General features: G+C 56.1%; 17 protein-coding genes. 4 read left to right on the forward strand and 13 right to left on the reverse strand.

Going from position 1 to position 23,369, the window contains the following annotated elements:
• Positions 1-2 precede the first annotated feature (2 nt).
• From ABD890_RS13645 to ABD890_RS13660, 4 genes are all read right to left on the reverse strand, one after another.
• Entirely contained in the window at positions 3-1,877 is a 1,875-nt protein-coding gene (locus ABD890_RS13645; RefSeq protein ID WP_345090219.1) for an ABC transporter ATP-binding protein, read from the reverse strand.
• A 3-nt stretch (positions 1,878-1,880) separates the two neighbouring features.
• Positions 1,881-2,984 (reverse strand): ABC transporter permease, encoded by a 1,104-nt coding sequence (locus ABD890_RS13650; RefSeq protein WP_345090222.1) that lies wholly within the window; start codon positions 2,982-2,984, stop codon positions 1,881-1,883.
• A 2-nt stretch (positions 2,985-2,986) separates the two neighbouring features.
• Positions 2,987-3,973, reverse strand: a complete 987-nt coding sequence (locus ABD890_RS13655) for an ABC transporter permease (RefSeq protein WP_345090225.1) — start codon at positions 3,971-3,973, stop codon at positions 2,987-2,989.
• Between the two features lie 64 nt (positions 3,974-4,037).
• The gene (locus ABD890_RS13660; protein ID WP_345090228.1) at positions 4,038-5,993 is read right to left on the reverse strand and encodes an ABC transporter substrate-binding protein; all 1,956 of its coding nucleotides are present in this window, start codon (positions 5,991-5,993) and stop codon (positions 4,038-4,040) included.
• 394 nt (positions 5,994-6,387) lie between these two features.
• On the opposite strand from ABD890_RS13660, the gene ABD890_RS13665 reads away from it, so the two are divergent.
• Entirely contained in the window at positions 6,388-10,371 is a 3,984-nt protein-coding gene (locus tag ABD890_RS13665) for a DUF7133 domain-containing protein (RefSeq protein ID WP_345090231.1), read from the forward strand.
• A gap of 140 nt (positions 10,372-10,511) precedes the next feature.
• Here ABD890_RS13665 and ABD890_RS13670 read toward each other — a convergent pair whose 3' ends face one another.
• Entirely contained in the window at positions 10,512-11,555 is a 1,044-nt protein-coding gene (locus ABD890_RS13670) for an LOG family protein (protein ID WP_345090234.1), read from the reverse strand.
• A 376-nt stretch (positions 11,556-11,931) separates the two neighbouring features.
• On the opposite strand from ABD890_RS13670, the gene ABD890_RS13675 reads away from it, so the two are divergent.
• Positions 11,932-12,285, forward strand: a complete 354-nt coding sequence (locus ABD890_RS13675) for an STAS domain-containing protein (RefSeq protein ID WP_345090236.1) — start codon at positions 11,932-11,934, stop codon at positions 12,283-12,285.
• Between the two features lie 16 nt (positions 12,286-12,301).
• On the opposite strand, the gene ABD890_RS13680 is transcribed toward ABD890_RS13675, so the two are convergent.
• The 3 genes from ABD890_RS13680 to ABD890_RS13690 all read right to left on the reverse strand — a co-directional run bounded on the left by ABD890_RS13680 (position 12,302) and on the right by ABD890_RS13690 (position 14,531).
• A complete protein-coding gene (locus ABD890_RS13680) occupies positions 12,302-12,565 on the reverse strand; it encodes a (2Fe-2S)-binding protein (protein ID WP_345090239.1) in 264 nt (87 codons plus the stop codon).
• Positions 12,562-13,752 (reverse strand): M20/M25/M40 family metallo-hydrolase, encoded by a 1,191-nt coding sequence (locus ABD890_RS13685; RefSeq protein WP_345090242.1) that lies wholly within the window; start codon positions 13,750-13,752, stop codon positions 12,562-12,564. Before ABD890_RS13685 ends, ABD890_RS13680 begins: the two co-directional genes overlap by 4 nt.
• Positions 13,753-13,823: 71 nt before the next feature.
• Positions 13,824-14,531: a response regulator transcription factor gene (locus ABD890_RS13690; RefSeq protein ID WP_345090245.1), complete on the reverse strand. Its 708-nt coding sequence runs from the start codon at positions 14,529-14,531 to the stop codon at positions 13,824-13,826.
• 352 nt (positions 14,532-14,883) lie between these two features.
• Here ABD890_RS13690 and ABD890_RS13695 point away from each other — a divergent pair, with 352 nt between their 5' ends.
• Positions 14,884-16,416, forward strand: a complete 1,533-nt coding sequence (locus ABD890_RS13695) for a diguanylate cyclase domain-containing protein (RefSeq protein ID WP_345090248.1) — start codon at positions 14,884-14,886, stop codon at positions 16,414-16,416.
• A gap of 489 nt (positions 16,417-16,905) precedes the next feature.
• Complete coding sequence (locus tag ABD890_RS13700) at positions 16,906-18,756, forward strand: mechanosensitive ion channel family protein (RefSeq protein ID WP_345090251.1); 1,851 nt, start codon at positions 16,906-16,908, stop codon at positions 18,754-18,756.
• A gap of 23 nt (positions 18,757-18,779) precedes the next feature.
• Here the strand turns inward: ABD890_RS13700 and ABD890_RS13705 are convergent, their stop codons facing one another.
• The 5 genes from ABD890_RS13705 to ABD890_RS13725 all read right to left on the reverse strand — a co-directional run bounded on the left by ABD890_RS13705 (position 18,780) and on the right by ABD890_RS13725 (position 23,349).
• A complete protein-coding gene (locus tag ABD890_RS13705) occupies positions 18,780-19,571 on the reverse strand; it encodes a class I SAM-dependent methyltransferase (protein ID WP_345090254.1) in 792 nt (263 codons plus the stop codon).
• 69 nt (positions 19,572-19,640) lie between these two features.
• The gene (locus ABD890_RS13710; protein ID WP_345090257.1) at positions 19,641-21,128 is read right to left on the reverse strand and encodes a M56 family metallopeptidase; all 1,488 of its coding nucleotides are present in this window, start codon (positions 21,126-21,128) and stop codon (positions 19,641-19,643) included.
• Entirely contained in the window at positions 21,128-21,523 is a 396-nt protein-coding gene (locus ABD890_RS13715) for a BlaI/MecI/CopY family transcriptional regulator (RefSeq protein ID WP_345090260.1), read from the reverse strand. The genes ABD890_RS13710 and ABD890_RS13715 overlap by 1 nt, the downstream gene beginning before the upstream one ends.
• A gap of 209 nt (positions 21,524-21,732) precedes the next feature.
• On the reverse strand, positions 21,733-22,218 hold the full coding sequence (locus ABD890_RS13720; RefSeq protein ID WP_345090263.1) for a hypothetical protein: 486 nt from the start codon (positions 22,216-22,218) through the stop codon (positions 21,733-21,735).
• 105 nt (positions 22,219-22,323) lie between these two features.
• The gene (locus ABD890_RS13725; RefSeq protein ID WP_345090266.1) at positions 22,324-23,349 is read right to left on the reverse strand and encodes a class I SAM-dependent methyltransferase; all 1,026 of its coding nucleotides are present in this window, start codon (positions 23,347-23,349) and stop codon (positions 22,324-22,326) included.
• Positions 23,350-23,369: the final 20 nt, after the last annotated feature.

Genomic DNA, 23,369 nt, shown 5'->3' on the forward strand with positions numbered 1-23,369 from the left:
TCTTATACCGACGCCACCGAGCTGAGGCGTTCTGCCCGGGCCTGTTTGCGTTCTTCCTGACGCTTGATGATGTGTTCCAGGTCGTCACGCGGCGTGGCGTTGATCAGCTTTCGCGTGTATTCCTCTTTCGGATTCGCGTAGATATCTTCGGCCGGACCGAACTCGACGATCTCGCCGGCGTTCATCACCGCCATCATGTCGGCCATAAACTTCACCACACTCAGATCGTGGCTGATGAAGATGTATGTCAGGCCGAGCTTCTCTTGCAGGTCTTTCAGCAGGTTCAGCACTTGAGCTTGAACCGACACGTCTAAAGCTGAGACCGATTCGTCGCAGACCAGGAAGTCTGGCTCGACGGCGAGTGCTCGGGCAATGCAGATACGTTGACGCTGTCCGCCAGAGAACTCGTGCGGGTAACGACGCAAATGGTCGGGGTTCATGCCGACTTCGTTCATCAGGTAAGCGGCACGATCACGTTGATCTTTCTTCGAACCACCGATTCCCTGGATCACCATCGGCTCGCAAACGGCCGACTCAATGGTCATACGTGGATTCAAGCTGCCGTACGGATCCTGGAAAATGATCTGGATCTTCTTCCGCATTTCACGAAGAGCTTTGCCTCGCAGCGAACGGACATCGATTCCTTCGAACTCAACAGTGCCGCTGGTCGGTTCGATCAATCGCAGGATGGCTCGGCCGGTGGTCGTCTTGCCGCAGCCAGACTCGCCGACGAGGCCCAGGGTTTGCCCGCGATAAACGTCGAAGCTGACGCCGTCGACCGCTTTCACGTGCCCTTGCACCCGCGAGAAAATTCCTTTGCGAATCGGGAAGTGAACCTTCAGATCGCGAACCGAAAGCAGCGGGTTCTCGTTGTCGGGAACGCACTTGGTGTCGGCCGAGTAGACGTCGTCACGCCACTTGTGCCCGATCGCTTCGAGCTGTGGCTTCGGGTGGAGAAGACGTCCGCGACCGGTGACCATCAACTGGTCGAACTTCTCGGGCGTCATTTCCTTTTCGGTGATCTCGATGCCGGTCGGCGTTTGCTTCGAGTCCATGAAGTCGCTCACCGTTGGCAGGCGGCGGAACTTCGTGTCGAGGCGGGGTCGGCAGGCGAGCAGCCCCTTGGTGTAAGGATGCTTGGGGTTCTCGAAGATCTGGTGAATGTCGCCATGTTCGACGATGTTACCGCGATACATGACCAGCACGTGGTCGGCGATTTCGGCGATCACACCCAGGTCGTGCGTGATGAACAAGATCGACATGCCGCGGCTGTCACGCAGGCGTCGAAGGATATCGAGAATCTGGGCCTGGATCGTCACGTCGAGCGCGGTGGTCGGTTCGTCAGCAATCAGCAGCTTCGGATTGCAGCTGAGCGCCATGGCGATCATCACACGCTGTTTCTGCCCTCCGGACATCTGGTGCGGGTAGTAATCGACACGCTTGTGCGGTTCCGGAATGCCGACTTCGTCGAACAGTTGAATCGTCTTTTCGCGGGCTTCCTTCTTGCTGACCTGCTGATGCAGTTGGATCGCTTCCATGACCTGGGAACCGACGGTGAAGACCGGGTTCAGCGAGGTCATCGGTTCCTGGAAGATCATGCTGATGTCTTTGCCGCGAATCTTCCGCATTGCGGGATCGGGCAGACGCACGAGATCGGTACCAAGGAACGAGATCGTGCCTCCTTCGATCTTGGCGTTGCGCGACAGCAGTTGCATGATCGACAGCGAGGTGACCGACTTGCCGGAACCCGATTCGCCGACGATACCGAGGGTTTCCCCTTCGTCGAGCGAGAACGAGATGCCGTCCACCGCTTTGACGGTTTCTTCGCCGTGGAAGTAGGTCTGAAGGTTGTCGACTTTAAGCAGTGTTTTGATCATCGTTTAGACGTCGCGGGTGCGAGGATCGGTGGCTTCCTGGATGCCTTCGCCAATCAAGTTGTAGGCCAAAACCGTGGTGAAAATCGCGAGACCAGGGAAGAAGCTCAGCCACCACATCGAACGAATGTGGTCCTGGCCTTCTTTCAAGACATCGCCCCAGGTCGGAGTTTGCGAGTCGGCCCCGATACCGAGAAAGCTCAGAGCACTCTCGGTGAAAATAGCCCCGGCGATCCCGAAGCTGATCGGCACCAGGATCGGAGCCAAGGCGTTTCGCAGAATATGTACGAACATAATTCGCAGTGGTCCGGCTCCCATTGCTTTGGCAGCGGCCACGTATTCAATCTGTTTCAGTTTCATGAACTCGGCACGCGTCAAGCGAGCGATCCCGGTCCAGCCGGTCAGGCCGATCACAAACACGACCTGCCAGATGCTGGGGCTGACCACCATCGCCAACAACGCGATCACCAAAATCAGCGTTGGCACGCACAAGATGATTTCAATGAACCGCGACAGGATGAAGTCGACCCAGCCACCGTAATAGCCTGAGACCGCTCCGATCACGATCCCGATGACCGAAGCAATCGCCATCGACACAAAGCCGACCAGAAGAGCGACGCGGGTACCATGGACCAACTGGGCGAAGACATCGACGCCGACGCTGCTGGTGCCAAAGTAGTGCTGGCCACTCGGGTTGCCCTCGATGCTAAGGGGATTCGCAGGTTGCCCTTCAAACCAATCGGCCTGAACGCGTTCGATCGGATCTTGGCGGATCAACGGCCAGATCGCCCAGCTATTGGGGTCGTTCTGTTTAAGGTTGGGTTCGTAGCGATTGTTGAAGTGATCGCCGGTGGTGAAGATCGCGTTTTCCCACGACGGATTGTAATAGCCCATCGCCGGGAAATAGATGTTGCCTTTGTAGTAGCAGACGATCGGCTTCGTGCCGACGATCGCTGGCGAGAAGATCGCGACCAGGCCCAGGAAGATCACGTAGATCAAGCCGGCCATGGCAAACTTACGCTTGCGGTAATGTCGCCAACTGGTAGCCCAGAAGCCGAGCGACTGCTGTGGCTTGATCGGTTGTTCGGCGAGTTCTTGAACGGCGCTCATGCTTAGGAATACGTGATCCGAGGGTCGACAACTGCGTAAAGCACGTCAGCCAACAGCTGGCCGATCAGAGTCATGACAGAGAACATGAGCACCAGGCCCATGATCACAGGGTAGTCGCGTTGCGAGATCTTCTCGATGAAGAGCCGTCCGATCCCGTCCCACTGGTAAATCGATTCCAGAATGACCGAGCCAGCCAACAGGGCCGGCAGCGTCAGACCGACTAGCGTGAGCAGTGGAATCAACGAGTTACGGAAGGCATGCACAACCAACGCTCGGCGAGGGCTCACCCCTTTGGCGAGCGCGGTGCGAATGTAATCTTGCTGAATCGTTTCCAGCATGTTCGCTTTGATGAAGCGGGTGTAGTACGCCAGCGAACCATACGTGAGGCAAGTAATCGGCAGGATCACGTGTTTCAGTACGTCCCATGTTTTTCCGAGCGTGCTGAGGCTGCTGTAGTTCTCGCTGGTCATCCCGCTTAGCGGTAACCAGTCGAGCTTCACCGCGAAGAATAAGTTCAAATAGATGGCCGCCACAAACGTCGGTAACGCATACAGAATGTATAGCGTGATCGCCAGCGTGCGTTCGCCTGGCGTGGCGTTCTTCGCCGTTGAGTAAAGCCCCATAGGAATGCAGAGCATATACGTCAACAGCAGCGAGGTGACGGTCAGCTTGAGCGTGTTGGGAAGTCGCGTGCCGATGATGGTGGTCACACGGCGGCGGTCCGAGAAGTTGATCCCGCGTCCGAGGTCTCCCTGGAATACGTTGCCCAGCCAATAGCCGTACCCGACGATCCAATGCTTATCGAGATGGTACTGCTTCATCAGCTCTTCCTGCTGACGTTCGTCCATCATCTGCCGCACGTTGGCGGTCTCGGTCATCTGCGTCAGTGGCGTGCCTGGCATGTTACGGATCAATCCGTAAACCAGGCACGTTACCGCCAGGATGGTAAAGACTCCAATAAATAAGCGGCGTGCAATATACGTCAGCATGCAGCCAGTGCTCCCTGGTTGTCTCGAAAGAGGGGCGAGGATCGCGTTACGCTAGGCCCAGTGGCTATTCCGACTGGGCTTTCCAAACCGAGAACGCGCCTGGTTCATAGAACCAAGGTCCGGTCGGGCTGAACTGGTATCCTCGCATGCGCTTATTGAAGCCATACAGGTCAGCGCGGTAATAGAGCCAAGTGTATGGCTGATCCTCGTAAAGGATCTTGGCGATGTCATGATAATGCTTGGCTCGCTTCTCGCGGTCAAGTTCGGCTAACCCCAATTTGTACAGCTTGTCCACTTCTGGATTCGAGTACTGACCATAATTTCGGGGAGCCCCGGTGCCGTAGATATTGTCGGTCGAGAAAGGGTCGCCACCGGCACCCCAGCCTGCCATCAAGGCATCGAAGTTGTGGCTGCGAGCCTTGTCTTGCAGGACGGTCCACTCGAACTGGCGAGGTTCCGCCTTGATGCCAAGCTTACCCAAGTCGTTGGAGACCTGGCGAGCAATCTGTTCCGAGACCGGGCTTCCGGCTGGGTGCATCAACTGGAACGAGAAGGCGACCTTCTTGCCGTCGATTTCCTTGTCGAGGATGCCGTCCGAGTCGGAGTCGGTCCAGCCAGCTTCGGTCAGCAGTTCACGCGACTTGGCCAGGTCGGTGTCGTACATCGGCAGCGAAGGCTGCGGAGCGAACCAGGCCGAAGGATGGAACGGGCCGTTGGCTTGCTCGTGGATGCCCTTCATGATGCCGTTGATGATCGCATCGTAATCGATCGCGTGGCTCATCGCGCGACGGGTGCGAGAATCGTTGAAGTAAGGCGTCTCGGTGTTCCAGGCGATATGCCCTTCCGACCAGGCAATGTGCTTGACCTTGATGTTCTTTTCGTAGAACTCGGCTGTGTTGGCTTCGGTGTCCCACTTGGTGGCCGAAATCTGCGAGTCGTCCAGCTTACCGGCGGTCATCGCCAACAATGCCTGATTCGGGTTCTCGATGATTTCCATACGGATCTCAGCGAAGTGTGGCTTGGCTTGGATCTGCTTGCCATCCTTCATGTAGAACGACTCGCGACGCTTTAGCACGATACGCTGATTGCGGTCGCGCTGTGTCACTTCGTAAGGACCACCAACGGTTGGGTGGATCTCTTGTTCCAGAAAGAAGTCGCTGTCAGTCAGGGTTGGGTCGACGGCGATTGCGGATTCGTACAAGTGCTTGGGAACGATCGGGAACTCCAACTTCATATCGTTCACCGGACTCGACATCTCGTGGAAGATCACGAAGGTGTGGTCGTCGTAGGCTTTGATCAGCTTCACCTTGTCGAGCGAGCTTGGCAGGGCCGGGAACATTACGCTCAGCTTTGGATGCAGCAGCACCTTGTAGGTGAACTCCCAGTCGTAGGCGGTGATCGGCGTGCCATCGCTCCAGGTCAGGTCGTCGCGAATGACCACCTTCTGGATCGTGTTGTCTTCGTTCCCCTCCCACGTCTTGATGAACCGGCCATCGCCAACCGATTCGAGATCGATGGTCGAAGTGGTGGCCGAAACGCCGCATATGTAAACGTAGAAGAAGTCACCCACCGAACTCATACGCAGTGGGTTCAAGCTGTTGACGTCACCATTTTCGTGGTGGACCCAACTGGCGTCTTGTTCGGCCGGATTCTCTTTGGATGGTTGGATCCGCATCGACTGAAGGATCTTCTTATAGTCGGCGTCATCCTTCGGTCGAATTTCGCAGGCTTCCGCCGGAGTCATTGGCGGTTTGAAATCTTTCAGCTCTTCGTCCAGATGGGGAAGCGGATCGACGACAGTCTTGTCGGACCACTTGTTGGCAGAGTCGAGCTCTTCCAGGGTGGCTGGCGGGGTGAAGTCGGGGAATGGCAAGCCTTCATCGAAGTTAAATTCCTCGATGGCCTGCTTGAGTTCTTCCGGAGAGAGATCGGAAGCTCCGCTGGTACAGCCGACCAGCGCGGTCAGCATCAACAAAGAGAAGAAAAGATGGATACCCAGGGCGCCACGGACAACTGTCATTACGCAACCTCTTACCAAGAACGCATCGATAAAAGGCCGGCGTCGGCTACTCCTTCGCCGCTAGCGGAGCTGTCTACTGACCCATTCGATGCATATTTCCTAAACAATCCCCTTCGAATCGTAAACGGATAAAAAAAGTGGGTCAATAACGGCCGCTCTGCGGATTCCCTCGGCTCAAGTGAATGAAGGGAGGTCGCGCTTTGCATATTTCGGGGGGAACGAAGTGATAGCAGGTCCACTTAGGCAATTTTTGCCAGTTGGTGCGATTTTGCTGATTTTATGGGAGGTGAGACCCGATCTTTCCAATGAAGGATGAGACTTGATTGCGCCGGGCGTGGGTTTTCGTACGCTACCCGCACCAAGCAAACGTTACGTCATTGGTATGAGATTGAAGATGTCCACCACCCACAAAACTCCTTGGTTGCTGCTGATCGTCGCCGCGGTGCTGACAACGGCAAGTCCCAGCATGGTCCATGCCCAGGCTACCGAGCCTCAATGGATCTGGGCGCCGCAACACCAAAAGGACCAGGTGCCATCGGCAACTTGTTACTTCCGAAAGAACATCCGCATCTCGCAGATGACCGGTGGTCAAATCATGATCACCGCCGACGACGAATTCGAGATGTGGATTAACGGAAAAAAAGTCGCGGAAGGAAGTAACTGGAAAACTCGTCGAAATTTCGACATTTCTCAGTATCTCGAGATCGGTACCAATGTCATCGCCGTCCAGGTGAGAAATACCACCGGCAACAGCGCAGGTCTGCTTTCCGAGATCACCATCTTCGGACCCAACAATCAGAAGGTGACCTTCCCATCGAACTCGACCTGGCGAACCGATCTGCGACCGTTCCCACTGTGGCAATCCAACTTCTATAGCGATACCCGTTGGTCCAAAGCCATGGAAATGGGACCGGCAAACACGACACCACCTTGGAATGTCGCGGCCCCGGCAGCCGAACCTGCGCAGACCGCGGCAGCCCCGACCGCACGTCCCAACGGACCACCCGTGCCGCCAGCGCCCACGTTTGCCGAAGTGCCCAAGCCTTCGCAGCGTCCGATCGAAGCCAAGCCGATCTCGACGGCCAAGAAGACCCCGGCCAAACAACCTGAAGTGGCTGCGACCCCAACCGAAGAAAAGGCGCCGACCGAAGAATCGCGTTTCCGCATTCTGCCAGGCTTTGCCATTCAGGAAGTGATCTCCGCTGAAAAGACCGGCGCGTTGATCTCGATGACCTTCAACGAATTCGGCAACATCATCGCCTCGAAAGAAGGTGGCCACCTGATGCTGCTGTATGACTCGAACGATGACGGCGTCGTCGACTCGATGCGAACCTACAACGACACGATCAAGAACGTCCAAGGTATCCTGCCCCTCAACGGCGACGTGTTCGTCGTCGGCGAAGGCTCGGAAGGGACCGGCTTGTATCGCTTGAGCGACACCGACGGAGACGGCGACGTCGAAGAAGTCGGCACGCTGGTCAAGTTCGATGGTGCCATCGGCGAACATGGCCCGCACGGTCTGGCCCTCGGTCCAGACGGCTTGATCTACATGGTCGCCGGTAACGATACCAAGCTCGACTCCGAAGTTTCCGAATCGAGCCCACACCGTCATTTCTACGAAGGGGACCTCGTTCCTCGCTTTGAAGATCCAGGCGGTCATGCCGTCGGTGTGAAGGCCCCAGGTGGGATGGTTCTGCGAACCGATATCGAAGGCCAGTCGCTGCAAATCGTGGCAGGCGGTATTCGTAACGCCTACGATCTGGCATTCAACCGCGATGGCGACTTGTTCATCCACGATAGCGACATGGAATGGGACGAAGGCCTGGTCTGGCATCGTCCGACCCGCATCTATCAAGTGATCCCTGGCAGCGACTTCGGCTGGCGAAGTGGTTGGGCAAAGTGGCCTAACTACTACCCAGACTGTGTGCCACCGATCCTGGAAACAGGTGCTGGTTCGCCGACCGGTCTGGTGGTCTACGATCACTTCAAGTATCCAGCCAAGTACCAGAATCGCTTGTTCGTGACCGACTGGGCCAATGGCCGCATCAACACGATCGACCTTAAGCGGGAAGGTGCCGGCTACACCGCCAAGAGCGAAGCGTTGCTCGAAGGCAAGCCGATGAACGTCACCGATATCGAAATTGGTCCGGATGGCTGGATCTACTTCACCACCGGTGGTCGTGGCACGGAAGGTGGCCTCTACCGAATTGTTTACAAGGGAGACACGCCGGAAGGTGTGGATAACCTGGGCGAAGGAATCGCGAAGGCGATTCGTCATCCGCAGCCGCAAAGCTCGTGGGGACGTCAACGGATTGCCGAGATCCAGTCGGAACTGGGCGACCTGTGGAATCCACAGATTCAAGGCGTCGCGATCGCCAAAGAGAATCCACCCTACTACCGAACTCGTGCACTCGACTTAATGCAGCTTTATGGTCCGACCCCAACGCAAAGCATGCTGTTGGACCTGACCAAGGATGATAACGACGAAGTTTGCCAGAAGGCCGTCTCGCTGCTGATCAACTATCCCGGTGAAGAATCGGTCGATCGTCTTCGTCAGTTGCTGGCCCACGACAGCTCGGCTGTTCGTCGGGAAGTTTGCGAAACGCTGGTCGAGATCAAGGGGGAAGCGAACCTCAGCGAACTGCGTCCGCTGCTGACCGCGGCGGACCGTCGTGAAGTGTACGCGGCTCGTCGACTGCTCGAGAATCAGCCAATTGACCAGTGGATCGAAGACGTCCTGGTGACCGACTCGGCCAGCTTGTTCAACACCGGTAGTGTGGCTGCCATGGTTGCTCAGCCCGATCACGACATCGCACTGCGAATCGCTCGTAAGGCTCAAATGCGGCTGGACGACTACCTCTCGGACGACGAGTTCATGTCGATGTTGCGTGTCATTCAGTTGGCCATCCATCGCGGCGACTTGAACGATAACGAACTGCCAGGTCTGGCCGATCGCATCGCGGTCGAGTTCCCTGCTGGTGACGACAAGATGAATCGCGAACTGATTCGCACCCTGGCTCACTTCCAGGTCTCCGACATCACCGATCGCTACATCGCTCATCTTGACAGTGATATCCCAGCGTCCGAACGTTTGAACCTCGCCATGCACATGTCGTTCATACGCGAAGGCTGGACGTCGGAGCAGAAGTTGAAGCTGCTGGGGCACCTCGAAAATGGTTTGAAGATCGAAGGTGGTGAAGGTCTACGTGGCTACATTGAAACGGCTACCAAAGAGTTCGTGCAGTGCCTCACGCCGCAGGAACAGTACGTTGCCTTGACGATGGGACATATGTGGCCCAACGCGGCCTTGGCTGTCCTGTTTGAGTTGCCGGAAAACCCTGATGAACAAACGTTGAACATCTTGCGGATGATCGACGAAGAACTGGTCGGTGACGACTCGGCCGTGGCAGCCCGGATGCGAAAAGGGATCGTGGCGATCCTGGCTGGTAACGGCACGCCCGAGAACATGGCTTACCTGCGAAACGCCTTCGAGCGAGAACCAGAACGGCGTGCCTCGATCGCGTTCGGATTGGCCCAACAGCCAGAGGGCCCGAACTTCCCACTGCTGGTGAAATCGCTGCCGGTGCTCGATGGTCCATTCGGAACCAATGTTATCGAAAAGCTGGCGACCAGCTCTGAAACGGAAAACGATCCTCAGGCCTTCCGTCAACTGATCTTGTTGGCCCTGCGGAACGACGCGACCTGCAAACAAGCAGTCAACCAACTGCTGATCAAATGGACGGGTGAAACCGTTGCTAACCCAGGCGATCCTTTCGACAAGCAGATTGCTGCCTGGCAAGACTGGTTCACCGAGACCTACCCAGACCTGCCGGAAGCCAAGCTGGTGGACTCGGAATCGAGCAACTGGAACCTGGACGAACTGCTGGAGTTCCTCACCTCGGAAGATTATCACGGTGGTGATATGACCTCAGGGGCGGCGATCTTCAAGAAGGCTCAGTGTGCTTCGTGCCATCGCATGGGCAGCCTGGGTGAAGCGATTGGTCCTGACCTGACCGAGATCTCGCGACGTTTCCAGAAGAAGCAGATTCTGGAATCGATCCTGTTCCCGTCGCATGTGATTTCGGACCAGTACGCGACCAAGCAAATCTTGACGGTCGACGGTAAGGTGATCTCTGGCCTGGTTTCGACCAGCCCCAGCGGTGGCTACGTCGTCATCGACAGCCAGGGTAACAAGACCACCGTGGCTGAGGCCGACGTCGAAGAACTGGCACCATCGAAGGTCAGCGTCATGCCAACGGGCTTGCTGGATCAGCTGACCGCCGAAGAGATCGGCGACCTGATGACCTACCTGAAGGCGAACAAGGAAGCACCTCGCGGCCGCATCGCCGACCGCTCGCGTCGCAATACCACGCGATAGTTCGCTCAGCCAATCATTCAGAGGTGGCGGGCCAAGGGGGGCACCGCTGCCGATGAAATAGCAAAGGCCGCCAGGCATATTACCTGGCGGCCTTTTTTCGTTGGGTTAATGGCGGGCGTCTGCCGTGGGCATCGCAGGCGTTAGGGGAACTTGCGGGAGGCAGGCTCGGTACTGCCGGCGTTGATGCAATCAACCAGCAGGCGGAGTCTTCCGAGGTTGCGTCGATTGAAGTTGAAGACGAGCCGTGGCATGTGCCGCAGATCGGACTCATCTTCTTCGCGTAGCGCCCGGCGGACCTCGAAGTCGCCACTGCTCAGGATATCGCGGAATTCCTCGCGGATTTCTTCCAGCAGCGAGTCGGCGATCGGAGTTTTGGTGCGGATCACCAATTGATGCCGAACGTACCGCATGCTGTGATACACCTTGTAGAACTGTTCGATCTCGGCGACCGCTTCGTCGACGCTATCGGTCACCTTGTACAAGGCGAAATCTTCTGGCGAGATCAATGCATCGTGGTGCAGCGACTCGCGGATGAAGTCGTCGAGCTTCCGCCAGTATTGCCCCCCTGGTGCGTCGAGAAGCACAATCGGATACAGGTCTCTTTTGCCGGTCTGCACTAGCGTCAGCACCTCGAAGGCCTCGTCGAGGGTGCCGAACCCCCCTGGCAGACAAACGACCGCATCGCATTCCTTCACGAACATTAGTTTGCGCGTGAAGAAGTATTTCATGTTCACCAGTTTGTCATCGCCCAGGATGACCGGGTTCGCTTCCTGCTCGAACGGCAGGACAATGTTCAAGCCCATCGCCGCTTCGCGACCAGCACCGCGGTGCCCAGCTTCCATAATGCCACTTCCGGCACCGGTGATGACCAGCCAACTATCGCGAGCCATCTGGGCGGCAAACTCTTGAGCCGCCAAGTACGTTGGATGATCTGGGGCAGTTCTTGCGGAACCAAAGATGGTGACTTTGCGTTTATCTCTGTAAGGCGTGAAGACCTTGAAGGCGTATCGCAGTTCTTTCAGCGATCTCGCTAGAAGCTTCAGGTCGCCTCGCGTCGCTGCATCGCGTTGCAGTTTATCCGCAGTTTGTCGGATCTGTTCCAGAAGGTTATTGATCTCAATCGTTCGACGCTTGTCATGAGCTGGCGAACGTTCGTCGGAGTCCGTTTCTTCGAATCGGTTCAACGCTCCATCTCCTCTCGCATGATTTCCTAGGCACGGCTATCCGAATGTCTGTGGAAAACCGTACAACCGAACCCACTTCAAGTAGGGCACCCAGGGGAATAATAGGGCATCCCTCTGCAGGCACGGATAGTTCAGGGTGGTACTCAAGTATACAATTGTTTCGAAATGACTTCGTAAATATTTAAAAAGTTGAGGGGTTGTTGTTACGGAGATAGAAAGATAAACTACCCGACAGACTGGTTTTTCTCTAATTGCCGGTTTTGTGCTTGACACTAGGGTGGCTCCTAACCTTCCCTGCGACTGTTTGACGCCTAGTCTGTCGGTTTGAACTAATCCCCACACCTTAGTTTTGCCTGCCAACATCGGCACCTATGTAATGGTCAACATTCTGCGCCAGAGAGACATCACCATTCTCGACTTTGGGCCAGAGTATCTGAGTCTGGATGAGTCGAACTTAAGTAAGGTCGTTCAACAGATCGTCGAGGTTGCGAAACACGCAACACCGCCGCTGGTGATCGTCGACCTTTCACACACCGAATCGTTCGGTTCGTTCTTCATTCAGTTTCTGATTCGGATCTGGAAGCTCATTAAGAAGCGAGGCGGTCAGTTGGTTCTGGCTGGCCTCAACGAGAACTGCCTGAACGTATTGAAACGGTCGAAGATTGAATCGCTCTGGCAGCGATATCCGACCCGAGAAGAGGCATTGGACGCTTTTAAGACGCCCGAGTAATAGCGCGTGGCGTCCTCTATTGCTCACGCTCTTTCTTGTCGCGAATATAAGCTGCGCGACTTTGCTGGTATTGTTCTGAGTCGGGAATCGGTTCGGCGTCCGCTTTCTGTTGATTGTCAAAGATCCTCTGCAGAAATGGTCGGCACCAGCCACAGCCGGTTCCGGCACCGCCACACTCCGATAGTTGAGATGCCCGGCGTGGCTTTTCGATTCGGCAAAAGTTCTGCACTTTGCGAAGGCTCACATGGAAGCACAAGCAGAGTTCATCTTCAGGCTTCATTCGGTGGCTCCTGCCCCTGAGGCGATCTGCAAGGCGACCTCGCAAGCGATGTAGAACTGCTCGATGTCGAGCATCTCGGTCACCATGTGCTGATTGTGTTGACCACACCCCAGTGTGACGGTCGGAATGCCGTGCCGGAACATCCAATTGGCATCGAGGCCACCATTAGCAATCGAAGCAAATGGTTTGTGTCCCAGGTCATTCAAAACGCGTTTAGCCAACTGGACACTTGGGGTTTCCTCCCCCATTTTGAATGCTTCGTAATTCAGGTTTCCGTTGAACTGAACCAACGCGTGTTGGCCTTCCGTATTGGTGACTTCCGTTGCGGCTTGCCGAAAGGCTTCCTCGAAGCGGCGTACGAAAAATTCAATGGAAGAAGTCACGTGACTGCGAACTTCCGCCCGAAGTTGCACACGATCCGCAACCACGTTAGTGGCATTCCCCCCTTCGATCACACCGATATTACTAGTTCCTTTCAGATCACCTTGATCGATCTTGCCCAGCAGTCCTGCAGCATGCAGTTTAGCGATGGCTAGTCCCGCGACGGTAATCGCGCTGACACCTTTCTCAGGAGCGACACCGGCGTGACTTGCATGGCCGCGGATGTCGATCGTCATCCGATACCCGCCGATTGCCCCCACGGTCAGTTTGGTGGGATCGCCTCCATCCCAATTGAAGGCCAACTCTGGCGAACCGAGCATTGCCGGATCGAGGTTCTTTGCGCCGTGCAGTCCGATCTCTTCTTGCACGGTAAACAGAAATGTCAGCGGACCATGCGTGGTCCCTTCTCGCAAGATCTCGGTCGCGGCGAATAGCACCGCTGCGACGCCGGCACGATCATCGGCACCCAGACCGGTATGATTATCCTGGGAAACAACCTGATTGCCTTGGACCACCGGACGAGCACCGACGCAGATCGGCACGGTATCCATGTGGGCCATCAGCATGCGACGTGGCAGAGGCCGCTCGCCATCCAGTTTCACGATCAGGTTGCCGGTCGTGCTTTCCGGAATCGGGCACTTCTGATGCGCGGTGTCGAACATTAGGGCGTCGGCAGAGAGGCCGGCCAGAGTGAGTTCCTGTTGAACCTTCGCCGCCACTTCGGCTTCCAGCCCGCTTTTGCCCGGGATCGCCATGAGGGCGAGAACCAGTTCGAGGGCACGTTCTTTTTGGGCGGCAGTCAGCATAGCGAACTTTCTGAAGTAGGACGAACTCCGGGGCAGACGGATTCATCCTACCACAAACGGTCGCTCTACTCTTAGTCGTCCTTCTTTTGGCGATCGACGAACTGAAGCTCTGGGTGAACCAAACCTTCGTTCACGGCAAAGATCAACATTTCGTTGATCGTTTGGACCTCGAGCTTGATCTTCAGGTCCCCCACCGTCTTGTTGACGGTACGTTCGCTGATATCGAGGGCATCGGCGATTTCCGATTGCGTTCGACCAAGAGAAAGCTCGCGGAGCACGCCGATCTCGCGATCGCTCAACGTTGCCAGTCGTGACGACGTGGCACCATCTTCTCGCTCGACCAGACGCTTGTCGAGTTCCGGCGAGAAGTACGTATTGCCGGCCGCCACGTGACGGATGGCAAACGCCAGATTGCGAAGCGACTCGGAATGCTTCGAGACGATGCCGGCGGCGCCGACTGCCAGGCAGCGGTCCAAATAGTTGTCTTTCGGGAAGCCTGTATAAAACAGTATCCGCGAATGACCGCCGGTGCTTTCGGTGATTTGTTTGCACGCCAGGAACGGATCGAGGCCGTGCATGTGGATGTCCATCAGGACCACGTCAGGCTTCAATGATGCTGCCATGGCAAGACCAGCTTGCGCATGCGTGGTGTGACCAACGATCTGAATCGATTCGTCGGAGCCGAGGACTCGCGAAACGGCACGCATGATCGCATCGTCGTCATCGACAACGAGCACGCGTGGGAATGGAGTCGGTGTGTTACTTTTCGCAAGCATCATCAGTCTGCCCCTGAATCTACAAGCTGGGACTTCATAAGCTGTCGCCGTAAATAGAGCGAAGCGGATTAAAAACTGGGCTATAGGGGCAACCCCTTGGGGAAGTATAGGTTGCAATTTTGGACATGCGGGAGAACCGCAAAATGTGTGGGAACGCGCAAAACTCCGGAGCCTCGGAACTTCGAATCCTATCTTGCACGAATCGTTTGACCGGACGCGTTTGTGATCTAAGTAACTGTATAGAGGTTACTGCCCCCAAGCGCGAACACGTGCTAATAACCTCTGCGATCCCATGGCTTGTCCCCGGACAATCGCTACGATCGTTATTGTTGTCTCGGTAAGCGCGTATCCAGAGATGTCCGAATTCACACTGCTTCACCTGCTTCTTTGCCTCATCTTCTTCAAAATTGGCTATGTTGCCGCAACCTGGTTGCGGTATCCTGCGGCAAAGCAGAAGCAAGCCACACTGGTAAATGATCAAGAACGAAAAGTCGTTCCATTGCCAGAAAGTCCCGTGACGCCTGATAGCACGGCCGTTAAGGCGGTCGCTGCGGAAGACCTGAGCGATGTCGTGGACGAAGTTCGCGACCTGGCCAAGGGGATGCGGACGGACGTTCAAGCCCATTCGCAATCAGTCGAACAAATCAATCACGACCTGGTCAGTATGACCAACATGTCGGACCCGGACGCCGTAACTCGCGTCATCTCGCGTTTGATGGAAGCGAACCGTCATCTCGATTCGCGTTTGAACGTGGCCGAAGCCCGCTTGCAGGAACAATCGCAACTGCTGCGTTCGCACCGCGTCGAAGCACGTACCGATGCGTTGACCGGCTTGCCGAACCGCCGTGTATTCGACGAAGAGATCTCGCGACTTTTCAGCGAGAACCGCGACTCGAAACGCCCTGCCTCGCTCATCATGATCGATATCGATCATTTCAAAACATTCAACGACCGCAACGGACATCAGGCCGGCGACTATTGTCTGCAGAAAGTGGGCGAAGTCATTCGCTCGGCCGTGAAAGGTGTCGGCGGAATTGCGATGCGATATGGTGGCGAAGAGTTCGCCGTGTTGCTGCCGGCAACCGAGTTGTTCGATGCCAAGCTGACCGCTCGACGTATTAACTCGCACATCGAACGCCTGCCTCTTGAATTCGAGGGACGTCCGCTGAAGGTTACGGCCAGCCTTGGTATCGCCGAGATCGTTCGTGATAGCGAACCTGCGGAATGGCTGGGGCGTGCCGACCGTGCGTTGTACGCGTCGAAGCGTCGTGGTCGTAATCGTGCGTGCTGGCACGATGGCAAGACCTGCCATGAAGTGGCTCATCGCAAGTCTGATCCTGCGGCGGAAACCTCGGAGGAGTCGTCGGCGCTCGGTCGCCGCGATGCCTTCATGCTGGACGTGAATCGACGCCTGGCGTTATTCCATCGTAAGCGTCAACCACTCGCGATGATCTTGGCGAGTGTCGATTCGGTTGATGGTCAGCCGCTTGAGACGCACCACGATTCGAAGAAAATTCAAAGCGCCGTACTGCAAGTCTTTCAAGCGATCTTGCGTGACATGGACCATATCTGCCAGATGGGCGACAACCAATTTGGAGCGATGCTACCTTCCGCCACCGGCGAAGAAGCGTCGACTGTCGCTGAGCGTGCACGTCAGGCAATCGGTCGCTTGGAATTGCAAACAACGACCGACACCATCAAGTTGACCATCTCGTGTGGTGTGTCGCAGGCCCTGGAAGGTGACGATGCAAAGCACATGGTTGCACGTTGTGAAGCCGGTCTGAAGCATGCTCAAGATAAGGGTGGCAACTCGGTCTATCTGGTTCGGAACGAATGCGATTGGGAGGCTCCTCGCCGCATGACTCGGGAGGCAGTGATAGCAAGCTGAAAGAAGTTCAGTTTTCTGTCCGATTCTTTTCAAGAAACGGGCTTGATCCGTTTTTGGAAAACCAATAACTTACCGCCTCACACGGACGACATGACTTCCTCGCGAAGTAAAAAACGTGTCGTTCGTGGGCAAAATCGATGAGATGTTTCCTGCATAGGGAAAGCTGCTTTTGGCGGTTTTCCGCGGATCGTGAGCCGGCCGTTTGACAAGGAAGTTGAACGTCTCGCTTGAAAACTCTCGATGGCGCAACCGAAAGAATCGGCTCATTTCGACAGGATGTCGATTCCCTGAACCGACCAATCGCTCCCGGAGAAGAACGGAATCCTTTGCCCCCCTGGGATCCGAACTTTCCGGGGGCCTTTTTTATTTCGAACCGAACGAATAGCATCGTTGGTCTCTAAAAAACTTCCCGCACTGATTCGCGGGGAAGGTACGTTAGCACGGCAGCGATCCATCTCCCTAACGTAGTTCGGTTTGACTTCCCCCATCATGGCCAGCAAATTGATTCGCGAACTGTTTGGCGGCATCGTGCTTTGCCTGCTGCTATTGGCAGCATCCGCCCATGCGCAGACGATTCCTGGCATCACCACCGGCGATGGAGCTGCGGCCGAGAAGCCAGCGGAGGCCCCGGCGGTCGATCCCAAGCTGCTCCTCAAGCAAGGCAACCCCCAGGTAACGGTCAAAACATTTCTCGAGGCGATCGAGAACGGTGATTACGATACGGCGATTGCATGTGTCGACTTCAGCGATCGGCCAGAAATTCAAAAGCTTTCGCAACGCGATCTCTGCTACGAATTGTTCCAATTGCTTTCCACGCTGTGGGATGTGAACCCCGACCTTGTTCCAGAGGAGACGGACAAGATCGAGGTTCCTGTTTTCGGCGATGGCGATGGCAGGGTTCCCGTCGATCAATTGGAAGATGCTTCCAAGATCACGCTGACCAAAGGCCCCCAGGGGCTGTGGCAGTTCAGCACGAAAGCTGTCGCCGCCGTTAGCGATCTGATGAAGAAGTACACGCCTGATATCGAGGCGCAAGATCTGCGTGACGAACAAAGTGGTGAATCCGAAACGAAGCCGAAGCCAACCTTTGCCCTTTGGCTCGAGTCGCAGGTTCCCCCTTTCTATCGCGAAGAACACTTTCTGCTACCGACCTATCAATGGATTTGTTTGCTGGCATTGATTGTGGCCGGCTACCTTGTCGATGTCGTCCTGCAGATGCTCTTGCGATTCATCCGCAGGATTCGCTTCGGACGAACGCCTAACGACGAAGACATTCGCCAGGCATTCGAGAAGGCGTGGACGCCGATCGGGCTCACGGCGATGGCGATCACTTGGTATTACGGGCTGTGGCTCTTCCGCCTGCCCGATCTGTTTCGCACGATTTTGTTTTACGGCGTGCAGCTGTTCGGGATCGTTTCGGCAATCTGGTTCTTCTTTCGGATGATCGATCTGGTTATCGTTCACCTGATCCATGCCGCCGCGCGAAATGGCAAGAAGTACGACGATCTGCTGTTGCCGGCCATCAGCAAAACATTGAAGACCTTTTCGGTCTGCATCGGCATTCTGGTGTTTGCCGAATCGTTTTCGTTGCCGATCGTGGGTTTGCTTGGTTCGCTCGGTATCGGTGGTATCGCGATTGCCTTGGCAGCGAAAGAGACGCTGAGCAATATCTTCGGCTCGCTAACCGTGATGGTGGATCGCCCGTTTGAAATTGGCGACTGGGTGATTACCGAAGGCGTTGAAGGTACCGTCGAAACGATGGGACTTCGCAGTACCAAGATCCGGACATTCAACAACAGCCTGGTGACGTTGCCGAACAGCTTGCTCATAACGGCCAAGGTCGACAACATGGGGAAGCGAACCTTTCGCCGGATTAAGACGGTGATTGGTGTGCAATACGATACGACCCCAGAACAAATCGATGCCTTCTGCGAAGGGATTCGCGAGCTGATTCGACGTCAGCCTTACACGCGAAAAGACTACTACCAGGTGTTCTTAAACGAGTTCAATTCAAGCTCGCTCGATATCCTGGTGAACTTGTACCTCGACTGCGCGGACTGGAATATCGAACTTCGCGAACGCCACAAGCTGTTTGTAGGGATCGTTCGTCTGGCCAAGCGTCTGGGAGTTCAATTCGCGTTTCCAACACAAACGATTCATCTACATCAGGAAGAGCCCCAGTCTTTCGCTGGTGCCGACGAATTGCCGGAAGAATCGGGACGCCGTGCCGCCGCCGAGATTGCAGGGCCATTGCCGCTGCCGAACGAACGTCGTGGCCTGGTCGATTTTCCAGGACCGTTCCACTACGACGACATCGATTCGCGACGTCGGAAAAAGTAGATGTTATCGAGGAACGGTTCGCGTTATTTCTCGCACAACGCGATCCAACCGCTCGCACGCCATCCGCCGAACAGCCACGCGTTGGAGAGCTCTGCCTGGCGATCCATCCGCAGCGGAATCTGCCGCACGACTTTGAAGCCGCTTTGCTTCAAAGCTCGGGCAAACTCTCCCTTGCTGAAGACGTGCAGAAAGAAATTGGGGATGCCGCGGTAGCGATAGTACTTATCGCCCCGTTCCATCCCTTTGGTCATCCGCGACTTCACCAGGTGCGATGCCAGCCAATACGCTCCGTTCGGTTCAAACAGGTTGAACCAGAAGTTATGCACGTGCACAACGAATCGCCCGCCTGGCTTGAGCATGCGATAGGTATGATCGAGGAACGTCCGACGATTGTCGGCCCCTTTGATCATGCCCAAGGTACTGAACATGCAGATCGCGTGATCGACCGATTGGTCCGCAATCATGTCGAGCTCGCACAGATTGGCTTCGACACACGCGATGTCGAGCTGCTCTTGCTTCGCTTTCTCGGCGACGATGCGTAGCATCTCTGGCGAAAGATCGACCGCGAGTCCCCGGTTGCCTCGGCGAACCAGCGGAATCAGTGCCCGAGCTGTGCCACAGCCGAGGTCCGCCACCAGGCCTTCCGGCGGAATGAAGTTGGCGATGGTCTCTTCGTCGAACTGGAAGTCGCTGCCGAACGCAAGATCTTCGTCGTAGCCATCCGCGATCGCGGCCGACTCGATGTAGTCGAGCGAACCACGGGTAACGCCAGTAGGAAGCTGCCACGAGGGGCGGGAGGAAGGCGAAGAATTCATTGCAGGCTGTTGGTCAAAACGAAGCGAGTAAGGTTTGCCGCTTGTTATACGCTGGTCGGCACGAGAAGACTACTCGTCGTCGAGCCCTTCGGCCAATTGATGCCAGAACGGTACTACCTTGGGACGCTGCTGCATCATGCGACGCTGTACGGCTGGCGGTGGCAACGGCGGTCGCTGACGAAGTTGTTCAACTTCCACACGCAGCGAGCGAACCTCTTGCTGGAGCTGCTTCAAGACTTCCAGCATCTCTTGGTCGTCTTGGCGAACATTATCGATCGCGTCGTCGTGGTGATGATGATGGTGTCCATGACGATGGAGGTCGGCATGGTGTTCTAAGCCGTGGTGGTGCGGCTCGAGATGGTCACGCATGGCAGGCTCAGGGGAAGCCGATGCTGGTGCGGCGTCCTCGAGTTCAGTATCTTTCAGTTCGACAATCGTGGACTGACGGTCTTTCGCCAACGCTTGCGGTGCCGAGTCAGGCCAAAAGATCGCCGACAGCATCCAAAGCCAAACCGGAATGGAAGCGAGCAATAAGCCTGCTGCCCAGCAACGCTCGCCTGACGGTGGAGTTGCCATGCCGAGAATATGACGCACGCGATCCAACAGCTTTTGCTGCGGCCCTCCCAGGAACGGAGTCGCCAGCGACGAAGCAGGCTGTTCCAATTGCCAGTGAGCGACCTCTTGCAACGATCGAGCATAATGCAATCGTTGGCCCAAAGCTTCGACAGCGAGTTCGTCACAACACGACTCTCGCGTTTGACGGATCTCGGACGACAGCCACCAGACGGCCGGATGATAGAAGAACAACGTTTCAGCCAGACGCTGCAGGAAATTGATCCACAGGTCTTGGCGACGAATGTGCGCCAGTTCATGGGCGAGGACGGCGTCGAGGATCTCTGGCGAGATCGAAGCCGCCCAAGCTGCCGGCAGCAGGACCATCGGACGTAGCAGGCCGACGGTCATCGCCTGGCCGATCCGCTTGGAGTAGGCAATCGGAGGCAACTGCAGCAGGTTCAAGCGTGTTGCCAGATTGGCAAAGCGTACGAGCAAGTCGGATTCAACAGGCGCTAATTGCGATCGTCGCAGCCAGATCGTGCCGATGTAGCCAAGGAACAGGCGCGTGCCCAGCATCAACACGCCTACGCTCCAGACCAGAATCAAGTACGGCTGCGAGCGGACGATCCAATCGCCAAGCGAAAGGGCTTCAACCGGGCTATCGCCGGCAAGCGAATAGGCAATGGAAAGTGCTTGTCCGGCGAGATCATCCGAGGAGGCTAACTCGGGCAAATCGATCGCGATCGGCGTCGCTGCGATTGCGGTTTGATCGATTGCTGTGGGAAGGCTCGTCGAGTCGATCAAGCAGAACGTTAACACAGGGCAGCAGATCATCAGCAGCAACGTCCCTAAGGCCCCGCTATAGCGTGCCTGAGGGGTACGGATGCAAAGCAGCGAGATGGCCAGCCGCCAGAAACCAAAGAGGAGAGTTGCTTGCCAGAGAAAATGAAGCAGGACAAGGGTGAGCTTCATTCCCAGCGGGCTTTGCAGGAGACTCCACATCAGGTCTCATTCTCCTCTTCGTACTGCTTTAATGCCTTACGAATTTCATCGAGTTCGACGGCGTTGGGTTTGGTTTCTTCCAGAAGATGGGCTACCAGTGTCGGTGCTGAGCCTTCGAAGACGCGTCCGAGCAAATCGCTGACGATTCCGCCGAGCGTCTTCTCTTGGGGCTTCTTGGCAGAGTACTGAAAAGCACGGCCGAGGGGCTCGCGTTCCAGCAAGGCTTTGTCGGCCATCACATTCATCAAGCTCATCACCGAAGTGTAAGCTCGCGTGCGGCCTTGTTGATTGAGTTCCTCAAGAACTTCGCGGACCGTACTGGGTCCGCGTTTCCAAAGGACTTTAAGTACCTCCAGTTCACCGGAGGTAGGAGTTTCCTGTTTGGGCCTGGCCATTGATATCGGAGTGGGTAGGGTACGAGATGGGAATTCGATCGAATGTCTTGCGGCCGTAGATACGGTACTAAGTTAAACCGTACTCCTGGCTGAAAGTTTCGCCCCCCGAAACGTTTAGAACAACGATACCAGAATTATCTTGCGTTGGGCACGAGGACAAATGTGCAAAATGCTATGTCCAAGGCAAATTCACGGCAAACGGTTCGGAACTAAGAATCGCCATCGGGGGGCACGATCTGAGTGACAAACTGACCACGAATGACCGGACGCGATAACTTCCATAGTGCCCATACCGAAGGAAAGAAAGACACGAGCACCAGAGGGAGGGGTAAGCATCCTGCCAACGAACCGATCACGCTAACCCAGTAGTTCTTGCGTTTGCGAATCGACCAGCCGGCATACACCAGCAAGCCACCCAGCACGGCATAAGCGATTTCGTAAACGATCGCTTTCAAGGCGCTTTCCAGGTAGAACGCCGGTTGACCGTAACTATCGGTATCGGAGGAAACCGTACGATACATCTGAATCGACAACGGCACTGCCACAATTGCCAGCAGCAGGTAAATCACGCCACAGGTCATGATCACCGTGGAGGCAACCCCCAGGCCGTAAGCAACCGAAGAGGTAGCCGGCGCAGCCGTTTCTTCTGGCGAGGGACTACGGAAAGGGTTCTGAGCACTTGGGGCAGATGGCATGACCGAAAAGCTTCCAGCGATGATCGGTGGCGCAAGAAAGTAACGCGTTGACCACACCGGTTGATCATATCGGGCCTGAGAATGTCAGGCAAACCAATGCGGTCGCTATGCGGCTTTGCGGCGTGAAACCTTGTCGACCAGCTTGCGATGGCTTGGTTCCGACATCGCGCTGATCCATTCGTGAAGATTGCGCTGCAGCTTCTTGCTGTTTCGCATGAACTTGTGCTTAAGATTGGTCATCCAGCTTTGACGAGCCTGGCTTTGCAGGATCTGCCAGGTGTGATCGAAGTTGCCCTCGATCAAGTAAGGCCAGCGGCGATCGACCGCCACTTCGGGCTTCTTCAAAATGGCCCACACCACGCTCAGCCGGTCGCAGGTATAGACCGTCACGACCTCGAATCCGCAGACGTTTGCCAATGCCGAAAGAGTCGCACAGTTGAAATGGAACAAGTGGCCAGGGTGCCACTTCTGCCGGAACTGCGCGTCGAGTGAGTCGACATTCGGCACTTCGATCACCAGGTGTCCGCCCGGCTTCAAAGCGGTAGCCAGCTTCTTCAATGCGGCGGTCGGATCGGCCAGGTGCTCTAGGACGTGGTAGATCGTGACGACATCGAAATGGGCTTCCGGCAATCGTGCTCTTTGCAGCGATTGATTGATGATCTTCACGCCATAGCTACGACGGCCAAACTGGGCATAGGCCTGATCGGCTTCGATGCCTTGCATCTCGAGGCCGGCGCGGCGACCCACGTAAAGCAGTTCGCCCGAGCCGGTGCCAACATCCAGGACGGTCGAGCCTTTGGTGGTCAGCGACTGGATGACATCCATCCGCTGCCCCGCGATCCGGGCGTTGCGGGCGGTATGCTTCCACTTCGGAACCGGGGCGGATTTGTAGAACCGGCGATAGCCATTGCGATAGAAGTCGTCGATGGCGTCGTCGGCGGGGCGGGGATCGGTGTAGACCAGGCCAGTTGCCTTCGAGATCACTGTCCGCATAGGGAACCCATAGCGATCGCGGTTGTAGACAACGACCCCGTCGTACGTGCCCGAGATGGGGCATGCCGATTGGGCGCTGATCTCCAATCCGATCTCACCGTCACAGCCATTCCAGCTTTGAAACACGCGGTGTGCCATCGGCGGTTCTCGATTGTGGT

The organism is Bremerella cremea (genome assembly GCF_039541315.1).
Classification (GTDB): domain Bacteria; phylum Planctomycetota; class Planctomycetia; order Pirellulales; family Pirellulaceae; genus Bremerella; species Bremerella cremea.